General features: G+C 72.2%; 19 protein-coding genes and 1 riboswitch. Of the genes, 11 read left to right on the forward strand and 8 right to left on the reverse strand.

Annotated elements, in window-relative coordinates:
* Nucleotides 1–37: 37 nt before the first annotated feature.
* The gene (locus MED15_RS11300) at nucleotides 38–373 is read right to left on the reverse strand and encodes a helix-turn-helix transcriptional regulator (RefSeq protein WP_112581789.1); all 336 of its coding nucleotides are present in this window, start codon (nucleotides 371–373) and stop codon (nucleotides 38–40) included.
* Nucleotides 374–599: 226 nt separating this feature from the next.
* Between MED15_RS11300 and MED15_RS11305 the strand changes: the two genes are divergently transcribed.
* The gene (locus tag MED15_RS11305; RefSeq protein ID WP_112581788.1) at nucleotides 600–1,337 is read left to right on the forward strand and encodes a carbonic anhydrase; all 738 of its coding nucleotides are present in this window, start codon (nucleotides 600–602) and stop codon (nucleotides 1,335–1,337) included.
* A gap of 56 nt (nucleotides 1,338–1,393) precedes the next feature.
* Here MED15_RS11305 and MED15_RS11310 read toward each other — a convergent pair whose 3' ends face one another.
* The 3 genes from MED15_RS11310 to MED15_RS11320 all read right to left on the reverse strand — a co-directional run bounded on the left by MED15_RS11310 (nucleotide 1,394) and on the right by MED15_RS11320 (nucleotide 4,680).
* Entirely contained in the window at nucleotides 1,394–2,413 is a 1,020-nt protein-coding gene (locus MED15_RS11310) for a coiled-coil domain-containing protein (RefSeq protein WP_112603581.1), read from the reverse strand.
* A gap of 4 nt (nucleotides 2,414–2,417) precedes the next feature.
* Nucleotides 2,418–2,548, reverse strand: a riboswitch (cyclic di-AMP (ydaO/yuaA leader).
* Between the two features lie 166 nt (nucleotides 2,549–2,714).
* Nucleotides 2,715–4,085: a YibE/F family protein gene (locus MED15_RS11315; protein WP_112735547.1), complete on the reverse strand. Its 1,371-nt coding sequence runs from the start codon at nucleotides 4,083–4,085 to the stop codon at nucleotides 2,715–2,717.
* Nucleotides 4,086–4,383: 298 nt separating this feature from the next.
* Nucleotides 4,384–4,680, reverse strand: a complete 297-nt coding sequence (locus MED15_RS11320) for a metal-sensitive transcriptional regulator (protein ID WP_030329541.1) — start codon at nucleotides 4,678–4,680, stop codon at nucleotides 4,384–4,386.
* A 94-nt stretch (nucleotides 4,681–4,774) separates the two neighbouring features.
* On the opposite strand from MED15_RS11320, the gene MED15_RS11325 reads away from it, so the two are divergent.
* The 7 genes from MED15_RS11325 (at nucleotide 4,775) to MED15_RS11355 (ending at nucleotide 10,823) form a co-directional block, all read left to right on the forward strand.
* The gene (locus MED15_RS11325; RefSeq protein ID WP_112735549.1) at nucleotides 4,775–4,984 is read left to right on the forward strand and encodes a heavy-metal-associated domain-containing protein; all 210 of its coding nucleotides are present in this window, start codon (nucleotides 4,775–4,777) and stop codon (nucleotides 4,982–4,984) included.
* 13 nt (nucleotides 4,985–4,997) lie between these two features.
* A complete protein-coding gene (locus MED15_RS11330) occupies nucleotides 4,998–5,945 on the forward strand; it encodes a hypothetical protein (RefSeq protein ID WP_112603587.1) in 948 nt (315 codons plus the stop codon).
* Between the two features lie 12 nt (nucleotides 5,946–5,957).
* Nucleotides 5,958–8,204, forward strand: coding sequence for a heavy metal translocating P-type ATPase (locus MED15_RS11335; protein WP_112735551.1), 2,247 nt, complete (start codon nucleotides 5,958–5,960; stop codon nucleotides 8,202–8,204).
* Nucleotides 8,205–8,287: 83 nt separating this feature from the next.
* Complete coding sequence (locus MED15_RS11340) at nucleotides 8,288–8,461, forward strand: CsbD family protein (RefSeq protein WP_036390803.1); 174 nt, start codon at nucleotides 8,288–8,290, stop codon at nucleotides 8,459–8,461.
* Between the two features lie 162 nt (nucleotides 8,462–8,623).
* A complete protein-coding gene (locus tag MED15_RS11345; RefSeq protein ID WP_112603591.1) occupies nucleotides 8,624–8,971 on the forward strand; it encodes an ArsR/SmtB family transcription factor in 348 nt (115 codons plus the stop codon).
* Nucleotides 8,968–9,237, forward strand: a complete 270-nt coding sequence (locus tag MED15_RS11350; protein ID WP_112603593.1) for a hypothetical protein — start codon at nucleotides 8,968–8,970, stop codon at nucleotides 9,235–9,237. The genes MED15_RS11345 and MED15_RS11350 overlap by 4 nt, the downstream gene beginning before the upstream one ends.
* A 125-nt stretch (nucleotides 9,238–9,362) precedes the next feature.
* Complete coding sequence (locus tag MED15_RS11355; protein ID WP_112603595.1) at nucleotides 9,363–10,823, forward strand: alpha/beta hydrolase; 1,461 nt, start codon at nucleotides 9,363–9,365, stop codon at nucleotides 10,821–10,823.
* 47 nt (nucleotides 10,824–10,870) lie between these two features.
* On the opposite strand, the gene MED15_RS11360 is transcribed toward MED15_RS11355, so the two are convergent.
* From MED15_RS11360 to MED15_RS11375, 4 genes are all read right to left on the reverse strand, one after another.
* Nucleotides 10,871–11,551 carry a class I SAM-dependent methyltransferase gene (locus MED15_RS11360; protein WP_112735553.1) on the reverse strand — a complete coding sequence of 227 codons (681 nt, stop codon included), beginning with the start codon at nucleotides 11,549–11,551 and terminating at the stop codon, nucleotides 10,871–10,873.
* Between the two features lie 91 nt (nucleotides 11,552–11,642).
* Complete coding sequence (locus MED15_RS11365; RefSeq protein WP_112581778.1) at nucleotides 11,643–12,896, reverse strand: RNA polymerase sigma factor; 1,254 nt, start codon at nucleotides 12,894–12,896, stop codon at nucleotides 11,643–11,645.
* Nucleotides 12,893–13,249, reverse strand: a complete 357-nt coding sequence (locus MED15_RS11370) for a YciI family protein (protein ID WP_244220445.1) — start codon at nucleotides 13,247–13,249, stop codon at nucleotides 12,893–12,895. Before MED15_RS11370 ends, MED15_RS11365 begins: the two co-directional genes overlap by 4 nt.
* Nucleotides 13,250–13,396: 147 nt before the next feature.
* Nucleotides 13,397–14,653 (reverse strand): DUF2786 domain-containing protein, encoded by a 1,257-nt coding sequence (locus tag MED15_RS11375; protein WP_112581776.1) that lies wholly within the window; start codon nucleotides 14,651–14,653, stop codon nucleotides 13,397–13,399.
* A gap of 188 nt (nucleotides 14,654–14,841) precedes the next feature.
* Here MED15_RS11375 and MED15_RS11380 point away from each other — a divergent pair, with 188 nt between their 5' ends.
* Genes MED15_RS11380 through MED15_RS11390 form a run of 3 tightly spaced genes read left to right on the forward strand, consistent with a single transcriptional unit; the run spans nucleotide 14,842 to nucleotide 17,151 of the window.
* Nucleotides 14,842–15,324, forward strand: coding sequence for a DUF2243 domain-containing protein (locus tag MED15_RS11380; protein ID WP_208646612.1), 483 nt, complete (start codon nucleotides 14,842–14,844; stop codon nucleotides 15,322–15,324).
* A complete protein-coding gene (locus MED15_RS11385; protein WP_112735554.1) occupies nucleotides 15,285–16,205 on the forward strand; it encodes a cytochrome c oxidase assembly protein in 921 nt (306 codons plus the stop codon). Before MED15_RS11380 ends, MED15_RS11385 begins: the two co-directional genes overlap by 40 nt.
* A 13-nt stretch (nucleotides 16,206–16,218) precedes the next feature.
* A complete protein-coding gene (locus MED15_RS11390; protein ID WP_112581774.1) occupies nucleotides 16,219–17,151 on the forward strand; it encodes a DUF11 domain-containing protein in 933 nt (310 codons plus the stop codon).
* Nucleotides 17,152–17,190: the final 39 nt, after the last annotated feature.

The following is a 17,190-nucleotide window of genomic DNA, read 5'->3' on the forward strand; positions in this document are numbered from 1 at the left end:
GCCGCGACCGTCGGTCAGCGGCCCCCGGTGACCGGGGTCAGGCCTGGGGCTCTGCCTTCGCGGTGGGAACGTCGGCGAACAGCGCGAGCAGGTCGCCGACCTGCCGGTCGGCCTCGGCGGGGTGCCGGAACCGGCCGGCCGGGTTGAGGGTGTATTCGTTGCGTCGTCCGACCCGGGTGCGGTGCAGGTAACCGCCCGCCTCCAGGTCGGCGACGATCGCCTGCGCGGCTCGTTCGGTCACTCCGACCTCGGCGGCGACGTCGCGTAGCCGGGCGGTCGGGTCGCGGGCGATGGCCAGCAGGACGTGCCCGTGATTGGTGAGGAACGTCCAGTTCCGCCCGCCGCCGGTGTCGTCCGTCACCGTGCTCGCCATCGTGCGACCGCCTTTCCGGATGTCCGCCTGCCCTCGCGAGAGTCTGGTCCGCCCTGCCCCGGGAAGGTTGCCCAGGGGGTGGCCGGAGTCAACGTATGAAATCTAAATCACGCATACCTTGACGCATCTTACGGTGCGTGTGACGGTGGAGCACGAGCCAGCGCCTGCCGCCCGGCCGGCGGAAAGCCGGTTTGACCAGGTCAGATGCGTCGAGACGAGGTGCGGGATGAGTCATACCGGGAGCTCCGGCGGTCAGCCGGGTCCGCAGCGGACCACCGACCGGGCCACCGCGCCCAGCGAGCCGACCCGGGCGTACGCCGAGTTGGTTGCCGGCAACCGGCGCTTCGTCGATGGCGCCCCACGCCACCCCAACCAGGATGCCGGGCACCGGGCCGCCGTGGCCGACGGGCAACACCCGTTCGCGGTGATCGTCGGCTGCTCCGACTCGCGGCTGGCCGCCGAGATCATCTTCGACCGGGGGCTGGGCGACCTGTTCGTGGTTCGCACCGCCGGGCACACCGCCGGCCCCGAGGTGCTCGGCAGCGTCGAGTACGCGGTGACCGTCCTCGGCGTCCCGCTGGTGGTGGTGCTCGGCCACGACTCGTGCGGTGCGGTGCAGGCCGCCCGGGAGTCCGCCGCGACCGGTACCGCGCCGAGTGGCCATCTGGGCGCGGTGGTCGACGCCGTTCTGCCCAGCCTGCGCCGGGCCACGTCCGAGGGCGTGGACGACATCGACGGCATCGTCGACATCCACATCGCCCAGACCGTCGAGACGTTGCTCGGGCAGTCGCCCGTGCTCGCCGGCGAGGTGGCGCGGGGACGGTGCGCGGTGGTGGGAATGTCCTACCGGCTGGCCGCCGGAGCGGTGCGCCCGGTGGCCGTCGTACCGGCCGGCCTCGCGACGTTGGAGACCCCGGCCGGATCACCCGAGTCGACCGACCCGGCCGCGCCTGCCACCGTCTGACGCGACGAGGGCCGCTCCGCGTCACGCGGAACGGCCCTCGACCGGGATCGTGCGGGTCAGAGCAGCGACATGTGGACGTGGTCGGTGTGGTTCGACGGCCCGCTGTACGAACTCCAGCCGGTGGCCGGGAACCAGATCTGCCGGTTCCAGATCACGTAGTAGATGCCCAGCCGGTCGGCGTTACGGATGAGGAACGCGGCGACGTTGTTGCCGTACGTCCGGGTGTCGTTGTTGTGCCACGGGGAGAACCCGCTCTTTTGTAGCGACCAGTCGCAGGCGCGGCCCTTCGGGTGCTCCCACGGCCCGCCGGGGCGGTAGCAGCCGACGAACCGGTTGAAGCCGGCCGCCTTGACCTCCTTGTACGCGTGCAGCGTGCGCGGCGTGACGCAACCGGACGTGGTGGGGTCGTTCTCGCTGCACGACTGGGGCTTCCAGTCACCGTCGGCCGTGCGACCCGGGCCGATCTTCGCGACCTTGGAGGTGGCATCCACCAGGCCGCCGGTGAAACCCTTGCCGCCGACGAGGGAGAGCGCCTTGTCAGCCTCGCTCTTGCGCTTCGCCATCAGGGCGGTCTGCTTCTGCTGCTCGCGGACCTCGGTGTCGAGGGCCAGCTTGGCCTGCTCGGCGCGGGCCTTCACCTCGTTGACCTCGGAGAGCTTCTTCTCGTTGACCATGTTTATCTCGTCGAGCATCCCGGCGCGCTGGACGAACGAGTCGGGCGCATCGCTCTCCAGCAGCATCGCGACCGCACCGATCCGGCCGGTCCGGTACGCCTGGGCGGCGATCTGCCCGACCTGCGGGGCCAACGCGTCCAGGTCGGCCTTGGCCCGGTTGACCTCTGCGGCCAACTCGCCCTGCCGCTTCTTGGATTTGTCCAGCTTGGACTTTGCGGCGGAGTAGTCGCGGTTGGCCTGCTCGATGACGTCGTTGAGCAGCTTGGGCTCGCCGTCCTCCTCGTGCCCGGAGGGTGTGGGGTTCGTCGGGGCGGCGTGCGCAGGGAGCGGCCCGGCGAGCACGGTCAGTGCGGCGATCACGGCCACCACGGGACTCAACCAGCGGTGTAGGGGTGCCGTCACAATGTTCCCTTCCGTCGACCGCCGACCGGGTTAGCTGACGGGTTCGGGGCGGAAGTGGCCCCTACCGCTGACGCGGACTCACCCCAGGCACCTGGGTCCCCGGCTCGCCGGTTGGCGATTGGGCGGTGGCACCGCAGGCGCCGCTTCGCGCCTTCATCGGTAACCGGCAGCGAGGTTACCCGAGAGTCGACCGGGTGAGCTACGCCTGGATGCCGACCAAAAGCGTCATTTCGCCATAGCGTTGAGTGACCAGTGACGCGGTTCTCAGGGTGGATGCCCGATCTGGTCACGCTGAGGAGTGTCACCATGCCGTATCCGTGCTCCTGTTCGACTCCGGCCACCGGTCGGTGGCCTCGGATGGGGGTGCGGTCCGCGTCCGGGCCGGCTCGTCGGAGCCGGCCGTTCGCGGTGAGCTGAGTGCGGCCAGTGCCTCGCTGCGGTCCGGCTGGGGCCGGGGCGCGGAAGCGTCGGTGGACGCCGTGGCAGCGGTACGCCCGGCGGCGGTCACCACCGCGGCCAGCCCGGTGGTCAGCGGCACGGCGGCGATCAGACCGAGGGTGGCGACCGCGCTGCGGACGATCTCCTGCGCGAGGAACTCACTGGTGAGGATCTGCCCGATCGGTCGCGAGTCGGCGGTGAGCAGGAGCAGCAGGGGCAGTGACGCGCCTGCGTACGCCAGCACGATGGTGTTGACAGTGGAGGCGATGTGCGCGCGGCCGACCCGGGTGGCGGCACGGTACAGCTGCAACCGGGTCAGCCCGGGGTTGGCGTTCGCCAGTTCGGTGACGGTGGCCGCCTGGGTGACCGTCACGTCGTCGAGCACCCCGAGCGATCCGATGATGATCCCGGCGAGCAGCAGGCCGTGCAGGTCCACGTCGCCCTGGAACATTGACAGGGTGGTGGCGTCCTCGCTGCCGAAGCCGGTGAGGTGGGTCGCGGCCGTGGCGATGGTGGCGAGCACGCCGGTCAGCACCAGGCTGCCCAGGGTGCCGAGCACCGCGACCGAGGTCTGTGCGGTGACCCCGTGGGTCAGATAGAGCACCACGAACATGATCAGGGCCGCGCCGACCACCGCCACCAGCAGCGGTGACCCGCCGGCGCTGATGCCCGGCAGCACGAAGGTGAGCAGGATGGCGAAGCTGGCGGCCAGTCCGGCGAGCGCTGCCAGACCTCGCCACCGACCGAACGCGACGATCGCGGCCGCGAAGATCACCGCCAGCCACACCATCGGGGTGCCGCGTTGGTGCTCGGCGATGTTCCAGTTGCTGGTGGTGGGATCGGTCGGGTCAGCCAGCTCGACCAGGATGACCTCGTCGCCGACCTCGACCCGGGGTGCGCCGGGCCCGTCGGGCACCGGTGTCCGTACCTGCTGGCCGGCGGTCGGCCCGTCGTCCACCCGCACGTCGACGGTGCCGCACCGCCCGTCGCCGACCCTCGGTGTGCCCTCGGGAACCGACGGCGCCGGCGGGCACGGCTCGCTCACCACCCGGGTGACGGTGCCGGGGTAGCGCGGCACGTCCGCGCCACCATCGGTCTGCGGTGACCCGCCGCGCGGCCAGAGCAGCGCTGCTGCCAGCACGGTGGCGACGAAGAGGGGTACCACAGTCACGACGAGGATCCGTCGCACCCTTGGTGGGGCGGACGGAGCAGTGTGAGTGTGGTCGGAACCCAAAGCGAGACTCCCAACGATCCGGTGCGGGATACGGGTCAGCGGGCCTGGCGGTTCACCGTTGCGGTGGAAACGCGGCGGACGGCGGGGCGGATCGCTGCCTGACGACCGCTTGATCACGGACGGTCAGTGCTCGGCCCGGTCGGCCGGGGGCGCCGCCACGACGTGGCGGCGCGGGTGCCCGACTGTGCAGCGGCATTCGGAGGGCCATCGTGGGAGATGCTAGCCAGCCCTCCCGGGGCCTGCAGGTCGTGGCGGAGTGTCGGGCGGCCGAACCGCCCGCGCGTCGGACCTCGGGCGGTCAGCCGCGCTTCATGAGCCGGCCGACCGCCGCCATCATCTCGGTGGCCATCTCGTCGGCCCGACCCTCGGCGGCGCCCTCGTGCATGCAGTGCCGGGCGTGCCCGTCGAGCAGCCCGAGGGCCACCTTGTCGAGGGCGGCCTGGATGGCGGAGATCTGGGTGAGCACGTCGATGCAGTAGCGGTCGTCGTCGACCATCTTCTCGATGCCCCTGACCTGCCCCTCGACGCGGCGGAGCCGCGCGAGCAGCTGGTCCTTGCTGGCGGTGTATCCGCGGATCGGGGTGGGTGCGGTCATGTCCACCAGGATAGCGTACCCCCAGGGGGTATGGTACGGTCGGTTCTGTTGAGATACCCCCACCGGGTACCGGTACCACGAAGGAGACGGTCCAATGGTCAACACCACGTACCAGGTCCAGGGCATGACCTGCGGCCACTGCGTCAGCGCGGTGAGTGCCGAGGTCGGCGCCATCCCGGGCGTGCGCGACGTCCAGGTCGACCTCGCGGCCGGCTGGGTCACCGTCAGCAGCGATCAGCCCCTCGACCCGGCAGTTGTCCGGGCTGCCGTCGACGAGGCCGGCTACGACCTCGTCGACGCGTGATCGGAGGGCGGGCATGCGCACCGTGACGAGACTGGCCGGGTTCGCCGTCGGCCTGGCGGCGATCTTCGGCGCGACGTACGGGGTCGGCCGGGTGGTCGACAGCGCCCCGGTGATCGAGGGCCGGCACGACGGCGACGCCGCCCATGCGACGGGCGAGCACGACGAGGCGGCCGATCGGCTCCCCGGCGGCCTGCTCGTCTCCGACCGGGGCTACACCCTCCAACCGGTCGCCGCCCCGGCCGGCGAGTTCGCCTTCCGGATCGCCGGCCCGGACGGCCGCCCGGTCACCCGGTACGACGTGGCGCACGACAAGCAGATGCACCTGATCGTCGCCCGTCGGGACCTCTCCGGCTTCCGTCACGTCCACCCCGAGCTTGCCCCGGACGGCACCTGGCGTGTCGACACCCCGCTGGCCGGCCCCGGGCAGTGGCGGGCGTTCGCCGACTTCACCCCGACCGGGGGTGAGTCGCTGACCCTCGGCGTGGACGTGACCGTCCCCGGCGAGTTGACCGAACGGCCGTTGCCCGCCCCGGCGACCAGCACCACCGTCGACGGCTACACGGTCACCCTGACCGGTGCGCCGCAGCCCGGCCGCACGTCGTCGCTGACCCTGACCGTCAGCCGGGACGGGCAGCCGGTCACCGACCTGGAGCCCTACCTGGGCGCGTACGGGCACCTGGTGGCACTACGTCGGGGTGATCTGGCGTACCTGCACGTGCACCCGGACGGGACGCCCGGCGATGGCCGCACCCGGCCCGGTCCGGCCGTCACCTTCCTCGCCGAGGTGCCCTCGGCCGGCAGCTACCGGCTCTACCTCGACTTCCAACACGGCGGGAGGGTGCACACCGCCGAGTTCACAGTGGTCGCCGGCGCCGCCCCGACCGGAGACGTCCCCACTCCGAGCGGACCCGCACCGACCGGCGGGACCGACCACGGCACCCCCGGGCACGGACACAACTGACGGGACCAGACGATGACCACCACCAGCAGACCGCTACCTGAGGCGCCGAACCGGATCGAACTGGCGATCGGCGGGATGACCTGCGCCGCGTGCGCCGCCCGGATCGAGAAGAAGCTCAACCGGATGGACGGGGTGAGCGCCACCGTCAACTACGCCACCGAGAAGGCGACCGTCCGGTACGCCGACGGCGTGACGCCGGACGACCTGATCGGGACCGTGCAGAAGACCGGTTACACGGCGGCGCTGCCGGCCCCGCCCAGCGCGGAACCCCCGGTGGACCCGTTGCGGGGACCGCGTACCCGGCTCTGGGCGTCGGTGGTCCTGAGCGTGCCGGTGGTCCTGCTGGCGATGGTCCCGGCCTGGCAGTTCGACTACTGGCAGTGGTTGTCGCTGACCCTGGCCGCCCCGGTGGTGGTCTGGGGTGGGCTGCCGTTCCACCGGGCCGCCTGGACCAACCTGCGGCACGGCGCGGCGACCATGGACACCCTGGTGTCGCTCGGCACCCTGGCCGCGTTCGGCTGGTCGCTCTGGGCGCTCTTCCTCGGTGACGCGGGGATGCCCGGGATGACGCACCCGTTCCGCTTCGACATCACCCGGACCGACGGCGCCGGCAACATCTACCTGGAGGCGGCCGCCGGGGTCACCGTGTTCATCCTGGCTGGTCGCTACTTCGAGGCCCGGTCCAAGCGGACGGCCGGCGCCGCCCTGCGCGCCCTGCTCGACCTCGGCGCCAAGGACGTGACGGTGCTGCGTGACGGCGTGGAGACCCTGATCCCCGTGGACCGGCTCGCCGTCGGTGACCGGTTCGTGGTCCGCCCCGGGGAGAAGATCGCCACCGACGGGGTGGTCGACGAGGGTACCTCCGCTGTCGACGCCAGCATGCTCACCGGTGAGTCGGTGCCGGTCGAGGTCGCCCCGGGTGACGGCGTGGTCGGCGCCACGATCAACGCGGGTGGGCGGTTGATCGTCACCGCCACCCGGGTCGGCGCGGACACCCAGCTCTCCCGGATGGCCGACCTGGTGGAGCAGGCGCAGAGCGGCAAGGCGGCCGTGCAGCGGCTGGCGGACCGGATCTCCGGGGTCTTCGTGCCGATCGTCATCACCCTCGCCGTCGGCACGCTCGGCTGGTGGCTCGGCACCGGGGCCGGCCCGACCGCCGCGTTCACCGCCGCCGTGGCCGTGCTGATCATCGCCTGTCCGTGCGCGCTCGGCCTGGCCACCCCGACCGCGCTGCTGGTCGGCACCGGTCGGGGCGCCCAGCTCGGCGTGCTGATCAAGGGCCCGGAGGTGCTGGAGTCGACCCGCCGGGTGGACACCGTGGTGCTCGACAAGACCGGCACCGTGACGACCGGCCGGATGACACTGGTGGACGTGGTGCCGGCGAGCGGTGTGGACCGGGCCGAGCTGCTCCGGCTCGCCGGGGCGGTGGAGGCCGCCTCCGAGCACCCGATCGCCCGCGCGGTCGCGGCCGCTGCCACCGATGAGGGCGCGCTGCCCCCGGTGACCGCCTTCGGCAACCTCGAAGGGCTGGGGGTGACCGGCACTGTCGACGGACGGGCCGTGCTGGTCGGCCGGGTCCGGCTGCTGCGCGAGCGCGAGATCGACGTACCGCCGGAGGTCGAGTGGGCCGTGCGCGACGCGGAGGCCGCCGGCCGTACGGCGATCGTCGCCGGCTGGGACGGACGGGCCCGGGGCGTGCTCACTGTCGCCGACGTGGTCCGGCCGACCAGCCGGGCGGCGGTGGCGCGGCTGCGTGGGCTGGGGCTGACTCCGGTCCTGCTGACCGGGGACAACACCACAGTGGCTCGCGCGGTCGCCGCCGAGGTGGGCGTCGACGAGGTGATCGCCGAGGTGCTGCCGGCCGGGAAGGTCGACGTGATCAAGCGGCTCCAGGCCGAGGGGCGGTCGGTGGCCATGGTCGGTGACGGGGTCAACGACGCCCCGGCGCTGGCCCAGGCCGACCTGGGGCTGGCCATGGGCACCGGCACCGACGTGGCGATCGAGGCGGCCGACCTCACCCTCGTCCGGGGCGACCTGGACGCGGCGGTGGACGCCATCCGGTTGTCCCGACGCACGCTCGGCATCATCCGGGGCAACCTGTTCTGGGCGTTCGGCTACAACGTGGCGGCCCTGCCGTTGGCCGCCGCCGGGCTGCTCAACCCGATGATCGCCGGCGCCACGATGGCGCTGTCCTCGGTCTTCGTGGTGGCCAACAGTCTGCGGCTGCGTCGGTTCCGTCCGGCCGCTGCCGATCTGTGACGACGGTAATGGTTGGGCCGGTGACGACGGGGGTACCTCTGTGGTTGTAGCGACGCTTGCAATGCTTGCAATGGAGGTTGGCAATGGGTATCGACGACAAGATCAACAACGCCACCGAGGACGCGACCGGCAAGCTGAAGGAAGGCGCCGGTCGGGCCACCGACAACGAGCAGCTGGAGGCGGAGGGTCGCGCTGACCAGTCCACCGCCAAGCTCAAGCAGGCGGGCGAGAAGATCAAGGACGCTTTCAAGAGCTGACGTACGACGTAACCCGCACGCCGGGCCGGTGATCATCACCGGCCCGGCGTGCTGTGTGTCCGCCTCTTTTGCCGACCCTGAGATCCCCCTGATTCCGTTTTCGTTCCGCACCGCAGCACGCCGGCACCTGCTAACTTTCCTTGGCATGTGCAAGGGCTGGTTATGAGCAGCGCTCCACCGCCGACCGGCGACGACCTGGTCCGGGTGCTGGCCACCCTGGCCAATCCGCACCGGCTGCGGGTCGTCGCCGCGTTGGCCCGCGAGCGTGCGTACGTCAGCGGGCTGGCCCGGCAACTGGGCATCAGCCGAGCGCTGTTGCAGGTCCACCTACGGAAGCTGGCGGCGGCCGGGCTGGTCACCGCCCGCCTGGAGTTGTCGGAGGACGGGAAGGCCATGAACTACTACGAGGTGGAGCCGTTCGTGCTCACACTCAGCCCCGCGGTCATCGCGACCGCGGTCGAGACGCTGACAGTGCCCGACTCGGGCGAGCAGCCGGGAGCACAGCGATGAGCGAGCACGACTGGACCGAGGTGGTCGGCGCGATCGGCATCTTCGCCTTCCTGATCAGCGTGGTCACGGTGACAGTCGTGCAGCTCGCCAAGACCCGGCGGGCCCGGTACGAGGCGGACCGGGCGGACAACTACCGCCAGCTCGCCGAGACGGCAGCTCAGGCCCAGGCGGAGAACGCCCGACTGCTCGCGGCGATGGACGGTCGGCTGGGCGGGATGGAGACCCGGATGACCACGCTCGAACGCGTCCTGCGCGAGGTCGACTGACCCGGCGGACGAGAGCGGCCCCGGGCCGTCGAGCGGCTACTCGACGGCCCGGGTGGAAGCAGCATCACCTCGCCCAGTGGGCGAGTTTCACCGGCAACGCTCCCTCGAGGAGAGGACAGCACCTCATGCTGCGCGTACGCAAATCCGCAGTCGGCTGGGCGGTCGCCCTGGCTCTCACGGCCGCCGGCCTGGCCCCAGCGAGCCCGGCCGCCGCCCGACCACAGCCCGCCCCGACGATCGACTGGCGGCCCTGCGCCGCGGACACCAGCGCCGAGTGCGGCACCCTGTCGCTGCCGGTGGACTGGAACCGACCCCAGGGTGAGCGCTTCGACCTGTCGCTGGCCCGCCGGGTCGCCAAGCCAGCCACCCGGGAAGGCGCGCTGATCTTCGGCCCCGGCGGGCCGGGCGACAGCGGTGTCGACCGGGTGGTGAACGGCAGCTCCCGGTTCAGCGCCGACCTGCGTGCCCGGTTCGACATCGTCAGCTTCGACCCACGCGGCACCGGCGGCAGCCACCCGGTGGTCTGTGCCCGGGACCTGCTCGCCCGGCAACCACAGCTGATCGCCGATCAGGCGCAGTTCGACGCCGTCCTGGCCAACAACGCGCTGCTGCGCGCCGACTGCCGCGCCCGCACCGGGTCGCTCTACGACCACGTGGACACCACCAGCGCCGCCCGCGACCTGGACGCGGTCCGCGCCGCGCTCGGCGAACGGCAGTTGACCTTCCACGGCAGCTCGTACGGCACCCTGCTCGGGCAGCGGTACGCCGAGCTGTACCCCGACCGGGTCCGGGCCATGGTGCTGGAGGCAGCGATGGACCACAGCGTTGACACCCGCGCCTTCCTCGACAGTCAGGCCGTCACCGCGGAGGGTGCGTTCGACGAGTTCCTGGCCTGGTGCGCCCGCTCGGCCGACTGCGTTTTGCATGGTCGCGACGTCCGGGCCAGCTGGGCCGGGCTGCAAGCCCGGGCCGAGCGTGGCTCGCTGACCGACCCGGACCGGGCCGGAGCGGCGCTCGCCCCGTTCGAGTTGAGCCGCCTCGCCCACAAGAAGCTCTACGACACCTGGCGGTGGCCGGAGCTCGCCCAGTGGATCGTCCGACTGGAGGGCACCGCCACCACGCCGAGCGTCCGTCCGTTGGCGGACCAGGCCGTGGCTCCGTACCCCTTCGCGGTTTTCTGTCAGGACTGGAGCCTGCCGGTCCGCGACTACAGCGAGTACGTCGGACATCTGCGCCGGGCGGCCCGGCTCGCGCCGGACCTGCGCTACCCGCCGGCGCTGTTCGCGCTGGTCACCTGTCTGGGCACCCCGACGCCGGTGGCCAATCCGCAGCATCGGCTACGGGTCCACACCGACGTGCCGCTGCTGCTCGCCGCCACAGTGCACGACCCGGCCAGCGGCTACGGCTGGGCGCGCACCGTGGCGCGGCAGTTGGGTCGGCACGGCGCGCTGCTCACCTACCAGGGCTGGGGGCACGGCAGCTACACCACGAGCCCGTGTGTGCAACGAGCCGTCGACTCGTACCTGATCGATCAGGTGGTGCCCGCCCGGGGCGCCAGCTGCCCGGCCGTCGAACCTGAGGTGTGACCGCCACTGCCGGCCGTCGGTTCGCCCGGCGGTCGGCAGCGGTGTGCTCAGTGGCGTCGGGTGGCGCGTACGACCACGTCGTACAGCGGGACCTCCCGGCCGGGCACCGTGCGGCGGTGCTCCTCGGCAGTGACGATCTCCCAGGTGCTGCTGTCCAGGCCGGCGGTGATGTCCGCGAGGGTCACCGATGCCTCGTCGGGCGGGTGGTGCCCAGGCCCGTCTCCGTGCCCGTGCCCGTGCCCGTGCCCGTGCCCGTGCCCCTGCTCACCTGCCTCCGAGGTGTGCAGATGCCCGACGATCAGGAGGGTGCCGCCGGGGGCCACCCAACCGGCGATGCGGTCGTAGAAGGCCAACTGCGGCATCGCGGGGTGCGCGTAGTGCGTCGTGACCAGGTCGAACGGCGTCTCCGGGGCCCAGGCCGTCAGGTCCGCCTCCACCCACCGCACGCGTTCGGAGACGCCGCTCTCCGTCGCGCGTTCGGCGGCCCGAGCGAGGGCAACGGGTGCGATGTCGACGGCGGTGACCTGCCAGCCGTGGGCGGCGAGCGAGATGGCCTCGGCGCCCGCGCCGCACCCGGCGTCCAGCGCCGAGCCCGGCACCAGAGCGCCGATCTCCCGGGCCAGGTACGGGTGCGCGGGACTCGTGCTCATGGCGCCGGGACGGTCGTGGTGCGTCTGGTGCCAGTGCCGCTCCCAGTAGTCCTTGTCGAACTCGTGCTGCTCGGTCATCTGTGCCTGCTCCTTCGCGCGTCGGCCACGACTGTGACCGGCGAACGGGCGATGCGCAAAGATTGTTGCCAAAACGGCAAGAAGATGGTCCTCACCCCTGCCCGGTCAGCCGGGCCGCCCGCACCTCCAGGTAGCGCTGCTCGGGCCGGCTCGTGGTGCCCCGCGCCGCCATCAGGTACGCCTCCCGCGCCGCACCGACCTCCCCGGCCAGCTCCAACAGGTGCGCCCGGACGGCGGCCAGCCGGTGGTGTCCGGCCGTGCGTTCGTCGACGTCCAACGGCGTGAGCAGGGCGAGCCCGGCCCGGGGCCCGTCGACCATGGCCACCGCCACCGCCTGGTTGAGGGTGACCATCGGATTCGGCGCGATCCGGGCCAGCAGTCGGTAGAGCGCGACGATCTGCCGCCAGTCCGTCTCCGCCGCCGTCGACGCCTCGGCGTGCACAGCGGCGATCGCCGCCTGGAGCTGGTACGGGCCGGGCGGCGACCAGGTCAGCGCCTCGGTGATCAGGGCGACGCCCTCGGCGATGGCGGCGGCGTCCCATCGGGAACGGTCCTGCTCGGCCAGCGGCACCAACTCCCCGTCCGGTCCCACCCTCGCCGCCCGGTGCGCGTCGGTCAGCAGCATGAGCGCCAGCAGCCCGGTCACCTCGCCGTCGTCCGGCAGCAGCCCGCGCAGGACGCGGGCCAGCCGGATCGCCTCGCCGGTCAGTTCGGCCCGGCGCAGATCCGGGCCACTGGACGCCGTGTAGCCCTCGTTGAAGATCAGGTAGAGCACCCGCAGCACCGTTGTAAGCCGCTCGCCCCGCTCGGCCGGCCCGGGCATGGTGAACCGTGCCCCGGCAGCCTCGATCCGCTGCTTGGCCCGCCGGATCCGTTGACTCATCGTCGCCTCGGGCACCAGGTGCGCCCTGGCGATCTGGGCGGTGCTGAGACCGCCGACCGCCCGCAGGGTGAGCGCCACCTGCGCCGATCCGGGCAGCGCCGGGTGGCAGCAGAGGAACAGCAGCGTGAGGGTGTCGTCGTCGGCCGGAACGGCGGGCTCCGCGTCCGCCGCAGGCGCCACCCCGGCGTACGCCGGCTCGCGTCGCGCCACCGCCACCTCGCGGTCCCGGCGCGCACTCTCGCTGCGCCACTCGTCGGTGAGGCGGCGGGTGGCCACGGTGAGCAACCAGGCGCGCGGATTGTCCGGTACGCCCTGCCCGGGCCACTGCGTCGCGGCGGCGAGCAGCGCCTCCTGGACCGCGTCCTCGCACCTGTCGAACTGTCCGTGCCGACGGACCAGCAGGCCGAGGACCTGCGGCGCGAACGTGCGCAGCAGATCCTCGACCGTCCGGTCCTCGGTCACATCTCCGTCCCGGCCTCGTCCATGATCGGGCGGACCTCCATCGCGCCGCCGTACCGGACGTCCGGCCAGCGGGCGGCGATCTCGGCAGCCCGCTGCGGGCTGTCGCAGTCAACGGCCAGGTAACCGGCGAACTGCTCCTTGCTCTCCATGAACGGGCCGTCGAGGACCTCGGGGCTGCCGTCCACGAGCCGGACCGTCAACGTCCGCGACGGATTGGCCAACGCCTGGCCGCCGATCAGCTCGCCGGTCTCGGTCAGCTCCTTCATGATTTCGTCGACCTCACCGAAGAGGGCGGTGCGATCCTGCTCGCTCAGCTCCTCGGTGAAGCCGGGCCGGTTCCAGATCAGCAGCATGTACTTCACGGCAATGCTCCTCAGGCTCTGGTCGCACCCCGATCGGGGCGCGACTCACCGGAGGGTCGGAGCCGTTCCCCCGATCCCTACCGCGTACCGAAGAAAATCGCAGAAACATCCGCCGGGGGCGTTCCCACGCCGGATGGTTCAGCGCGGATCGGGTCGGCCGGGCACCTGTCGGGGCTTCCGGGCGCCGCCGACGTCCAGCGACGCCCGGTCGGCGGCCGAGGTGCCGGACGACCAGCCCTCGGCGTCGCGCACGCTGAGCCGGTGCCGGGTGACGCCGGGGAAGAGCGTGTCCAACCGTTCCCGGACCGCCTCACCCCGCGCCGCGAGCACCGGCAACAGCCGTTCCGCCCCGGCCGTCTCGGCCGCCGCCTGGTCCGCCGCGTCGGTCGCCGCCTCGGTGGCCGTCCGCAGCCGCTCGCCGATCCGCAGCGCGAACGCGTTGAGGAAAGACTCGTCCCAGACCTTCGTCCGTCGCCCCGACCCCTGCCGGCGCTCGGCACGCCCACGCAGCATCGCCGCCGTGGCCTGAACCAGCAGCGACGTGTAGAGCAACTCCACCGCCACCAGATCGGCCGGCCAACCCAGCACTGTGGCGAAGCCGAGATCGTCGGACCAGACCGCCTCGCACCGGTTCGCCGCCGCCACCTCCTGCACCAGCAGCGCCTTCGCGCCCGCGTACGGGGTGTCGGTGCTCAGGCGGACGCCGCCGGGCAGGTCCCCGCGCTCCGACCCGGCCGCCAGCAGCGCCTCGTCGATGCTGTGCCGGGCGATCAGCTCCTGGGCCTTCCCGGTCAGCGCCTCCGCCTCCGCAGGGAAGGTGGTCGACTCGGCCTTCGCCAGCAGCGCCCGTACCCGATCCAGCATCGGCGACCCGCTGCGAGCCGAGCCGCCCGAGCGGGGCAGTGCCGCGCCGCTGGTGCCCGGCGGTGGGCGCAGCACCGCGATGGGCGGCAGGCTCTCCACCAGCGCGAGAGTGTCCACGGCCGCGCGGAGCGCGTCGGCCCGGTCCAGACCCTCCCGGCTGGCCCAGCCGGCCAACACGCTGCCACCGCCCTCGGTGGCCCCCAGTTCGCTCAGCTGGTCGTCCCACCAGGCCGGGACCGGCTCGGCCTGATCGCGCCGCTGGGCGGCCATCGCGGCACGGACCAGCCGGGCAGCGCGGGCGTCGAGCCGTCGACTGGTGATCCGGTCCACGTCGACCGGCTGCCAGCCGCGGGGCCACAGCCGACCCAGGCCGCGGACCAGGCGACGCAGCAGAGCGGCGTCCACCGCCGTGGTGCCGTCCGCGGCGCCGGTGCCGACCATCAGTTGGTCCAGCTGCCGTTCGGCCTGCCGTACGTCAGTGCCGCGCACCGCCGCGAGCGCGTTGGCGACGAGTTCGTCAGCGTCCGGCACGGGCACCTCCTTCTCGGGATCTGGCTGTCGCTGCCCCTCCAGGCTCCATGATCATGCCGCCCGTCGCCCGGGAGTCACGAAACGGGGATGTGCCACCGGCCCATTGGCCCTTCCCACAGCTCTGGCCCGGCATGTTTCATGCGGTTCGGGGTATTTCCGACCCGATCCAGCTGACTGCGAGGTGTGTGGTGGTCGATTCGAGCCTGCCGAGGCCCCGTTCCGCCGACGTACGCTCCTCCACCCTCGTCGGCGTCCTGATCGGCATCGCGATCATGGCTGCGGTGGACGAGATCGTCTTCCACCAGTTGCTGGCATGGCACCACTTCTACGACCGGTCCACCCCATCGGTGGCGCTGCTCTCCGACGGGCTGCTGCACGCCGCCGAACTGATCATCCTGGTCGGCGGGTTCTTCTGGTTCGCCGACCTGCGTCGACGACGTGCCCTGTCGAACCGGCTGGCGTGGGGTGGCTTCCTGCTCGGTGCCGGAGGGTTCCAGGTCTTCGACGGGGTGGTCGACCACAAGGTGCTCCGGCTGCACCAGATCCGCTACGGCGTACACCTGCTGCCGTACGACGTGCTGTGGATCGCGTCCGGCGCGGTGCTGCTGCTGGCCGGTGCCGGGGTGGTGTGGTGGGCCCGGTCCCGGCGGCCCGACTCCCGCCCCCGATGACGGTGGCCGGGCCGCTGGCGCACGCTGGGCACGGTGCGGCCGGGCCGAGTTGGTTCCCGCTGTTCCCGGTCGCGTTGTTGGCGGTCTGCTACGTGCTGGCCGCCGTCCGAGACCCGCGGGGTTGGGACCACCGACGTACCGCTGCCTGGCTGGTCGGCTGCGCCCTGCTGGCGGTCGCCGTCGGGCCGCTGGCCCAACTCCCCGACAACCCGAGCGGGCACATGGCGCAGCACCTGCTGCTCGGCATGCTGGCCCCGCTGGGGCTGGTGCTCGCCGCCCCGGTGACGCTGCTGCTGCGGATCGCGCCTCCGCCGATGCGCCGGCTGGTGGGACGGCCGCTGCGCGCCCGCCCGCTGCACCTGCTCGCCCACCCGTTCACCGCCGCGCTGCTGACCACCGGCGGGTTGGCGCTGGTGCTGCTCACCCCGCTGTACGCGGTGGCCGAACGTCACCCCGTCCTGCACCACGCCGTGCACCTGCACTACCTGGCCGCCGGGTACCTCTTCGCCTGGTCGTTGGCCGGGCCGGACCCGGCGCCGCATCGCCCCGGACTGGCGGTACGGGTCGGCGCGCTACTGGCCGCGTCGGCCGGCCACGCCGTGCTGGCCAAGTACCTGTACGCCCAGGCCGAAACCCTCCCGCCCGGCCTCACCGACCGGGAACCGGAAGCGTTCCGCTCGGCCGCCCAACTCATGTACTACGGCGGCGACCTGGCCGAACTGCTGCTGGCCGTAGCCCTCTTCGCCACCTGGTACCACCGCCGGATCGGGTCGAGGCGGGACGCACCGACCACTGTGACGGGACGGGCGCCTTCGACGCCTGATCTTGGGACAGGTACGGAAGCCCGTCCCGGTCGGACTCGCTCCGGCCGACTCCCCTGACAGGCGAGGATCCATGCATCGCATACCCAATCCCGCACATCGTCGCCGGCTGGCCGCGGCACTCAGCACCGGCGTGTTGGTGTCGCTGGTGGCCGCTGTACTGCCCGCGTCTCCTGCCGCCGCCGCGCCGCCCGCCGCGGATCTGGTGGTCACCGCCACCGCCATCGCACCCCGTGACCAGGTCGTGGATGTCGGCGGTGGAGTCACCGTCGAGGTGGAGGCCCGCAACGCAGGCAGGAAGTCCGCGTCGGACGTCACTCTGACGTACGGGCTGCCGGCAGGTGCCTTCTTCACGGACGGCAACGCCGCCCCCGAGGGCTGGGCCTGTGACTTCGGCGCAGCCGCCAGGTGCACGTACGGAGCGCTGGCCGCGGGGGCGAGCGCGCCGCGACTGCGGTTCGATTTCGCCTTCCCGCCCGCACCGGTCGGCACCATTTCGGCGGTGACTGCCACGGCGCAGACGACCAGCACCGAGTTCTCCACGGCCAACAACGTGGACGAGGCCACGATCACCTACATCCGAGGGGTGACCGACCTGGAGGTCACCACGGTTCAGGCCGACCCAGCTCAGGCGATCGTCGGCGACACGGTGAACATCTACGTGCAGGTGCACAACACCGGGAACATGACGGCGGACGAGGTGCACGTCATCGTTCCGCTGCCCACCGGCTTCAGTCGGGTCGAGGAGCCGTACAGCAGCCCCTGGTACTGCGAGTTCGGCGACGACCCCGCCTCCGGCCAGCCGACCTGGGACTGCACGGCCTACGGCCTGGTCAACGGGTACACACCCTCCGGGCTCTGGCTGACGGCCAAGGTCGCCGACGCGGTGCCGGGTGAGGTGGCGACCGTGACCGCCCGAGCGACGACCAACTCGCCGGAGGACGACCTCTCCGACAACACCGGCCAGGCCACCGTCACGATCGTGGAGGCGGCGACGGTGCGGTGACGTGGTCATCGACGCCGCTGTGACCAGGTGTTGACCATC

The organism is Micromonospora noduli, from assembly GCF_003264475.1.
In the GTDB taxonomy this organism is placed as follows: Bacteria; Actinomycetota; Actinomycetes; order Mycobacteriales; family Micromonosporaceae; genus Micromonospora; species Micromonospora noduli.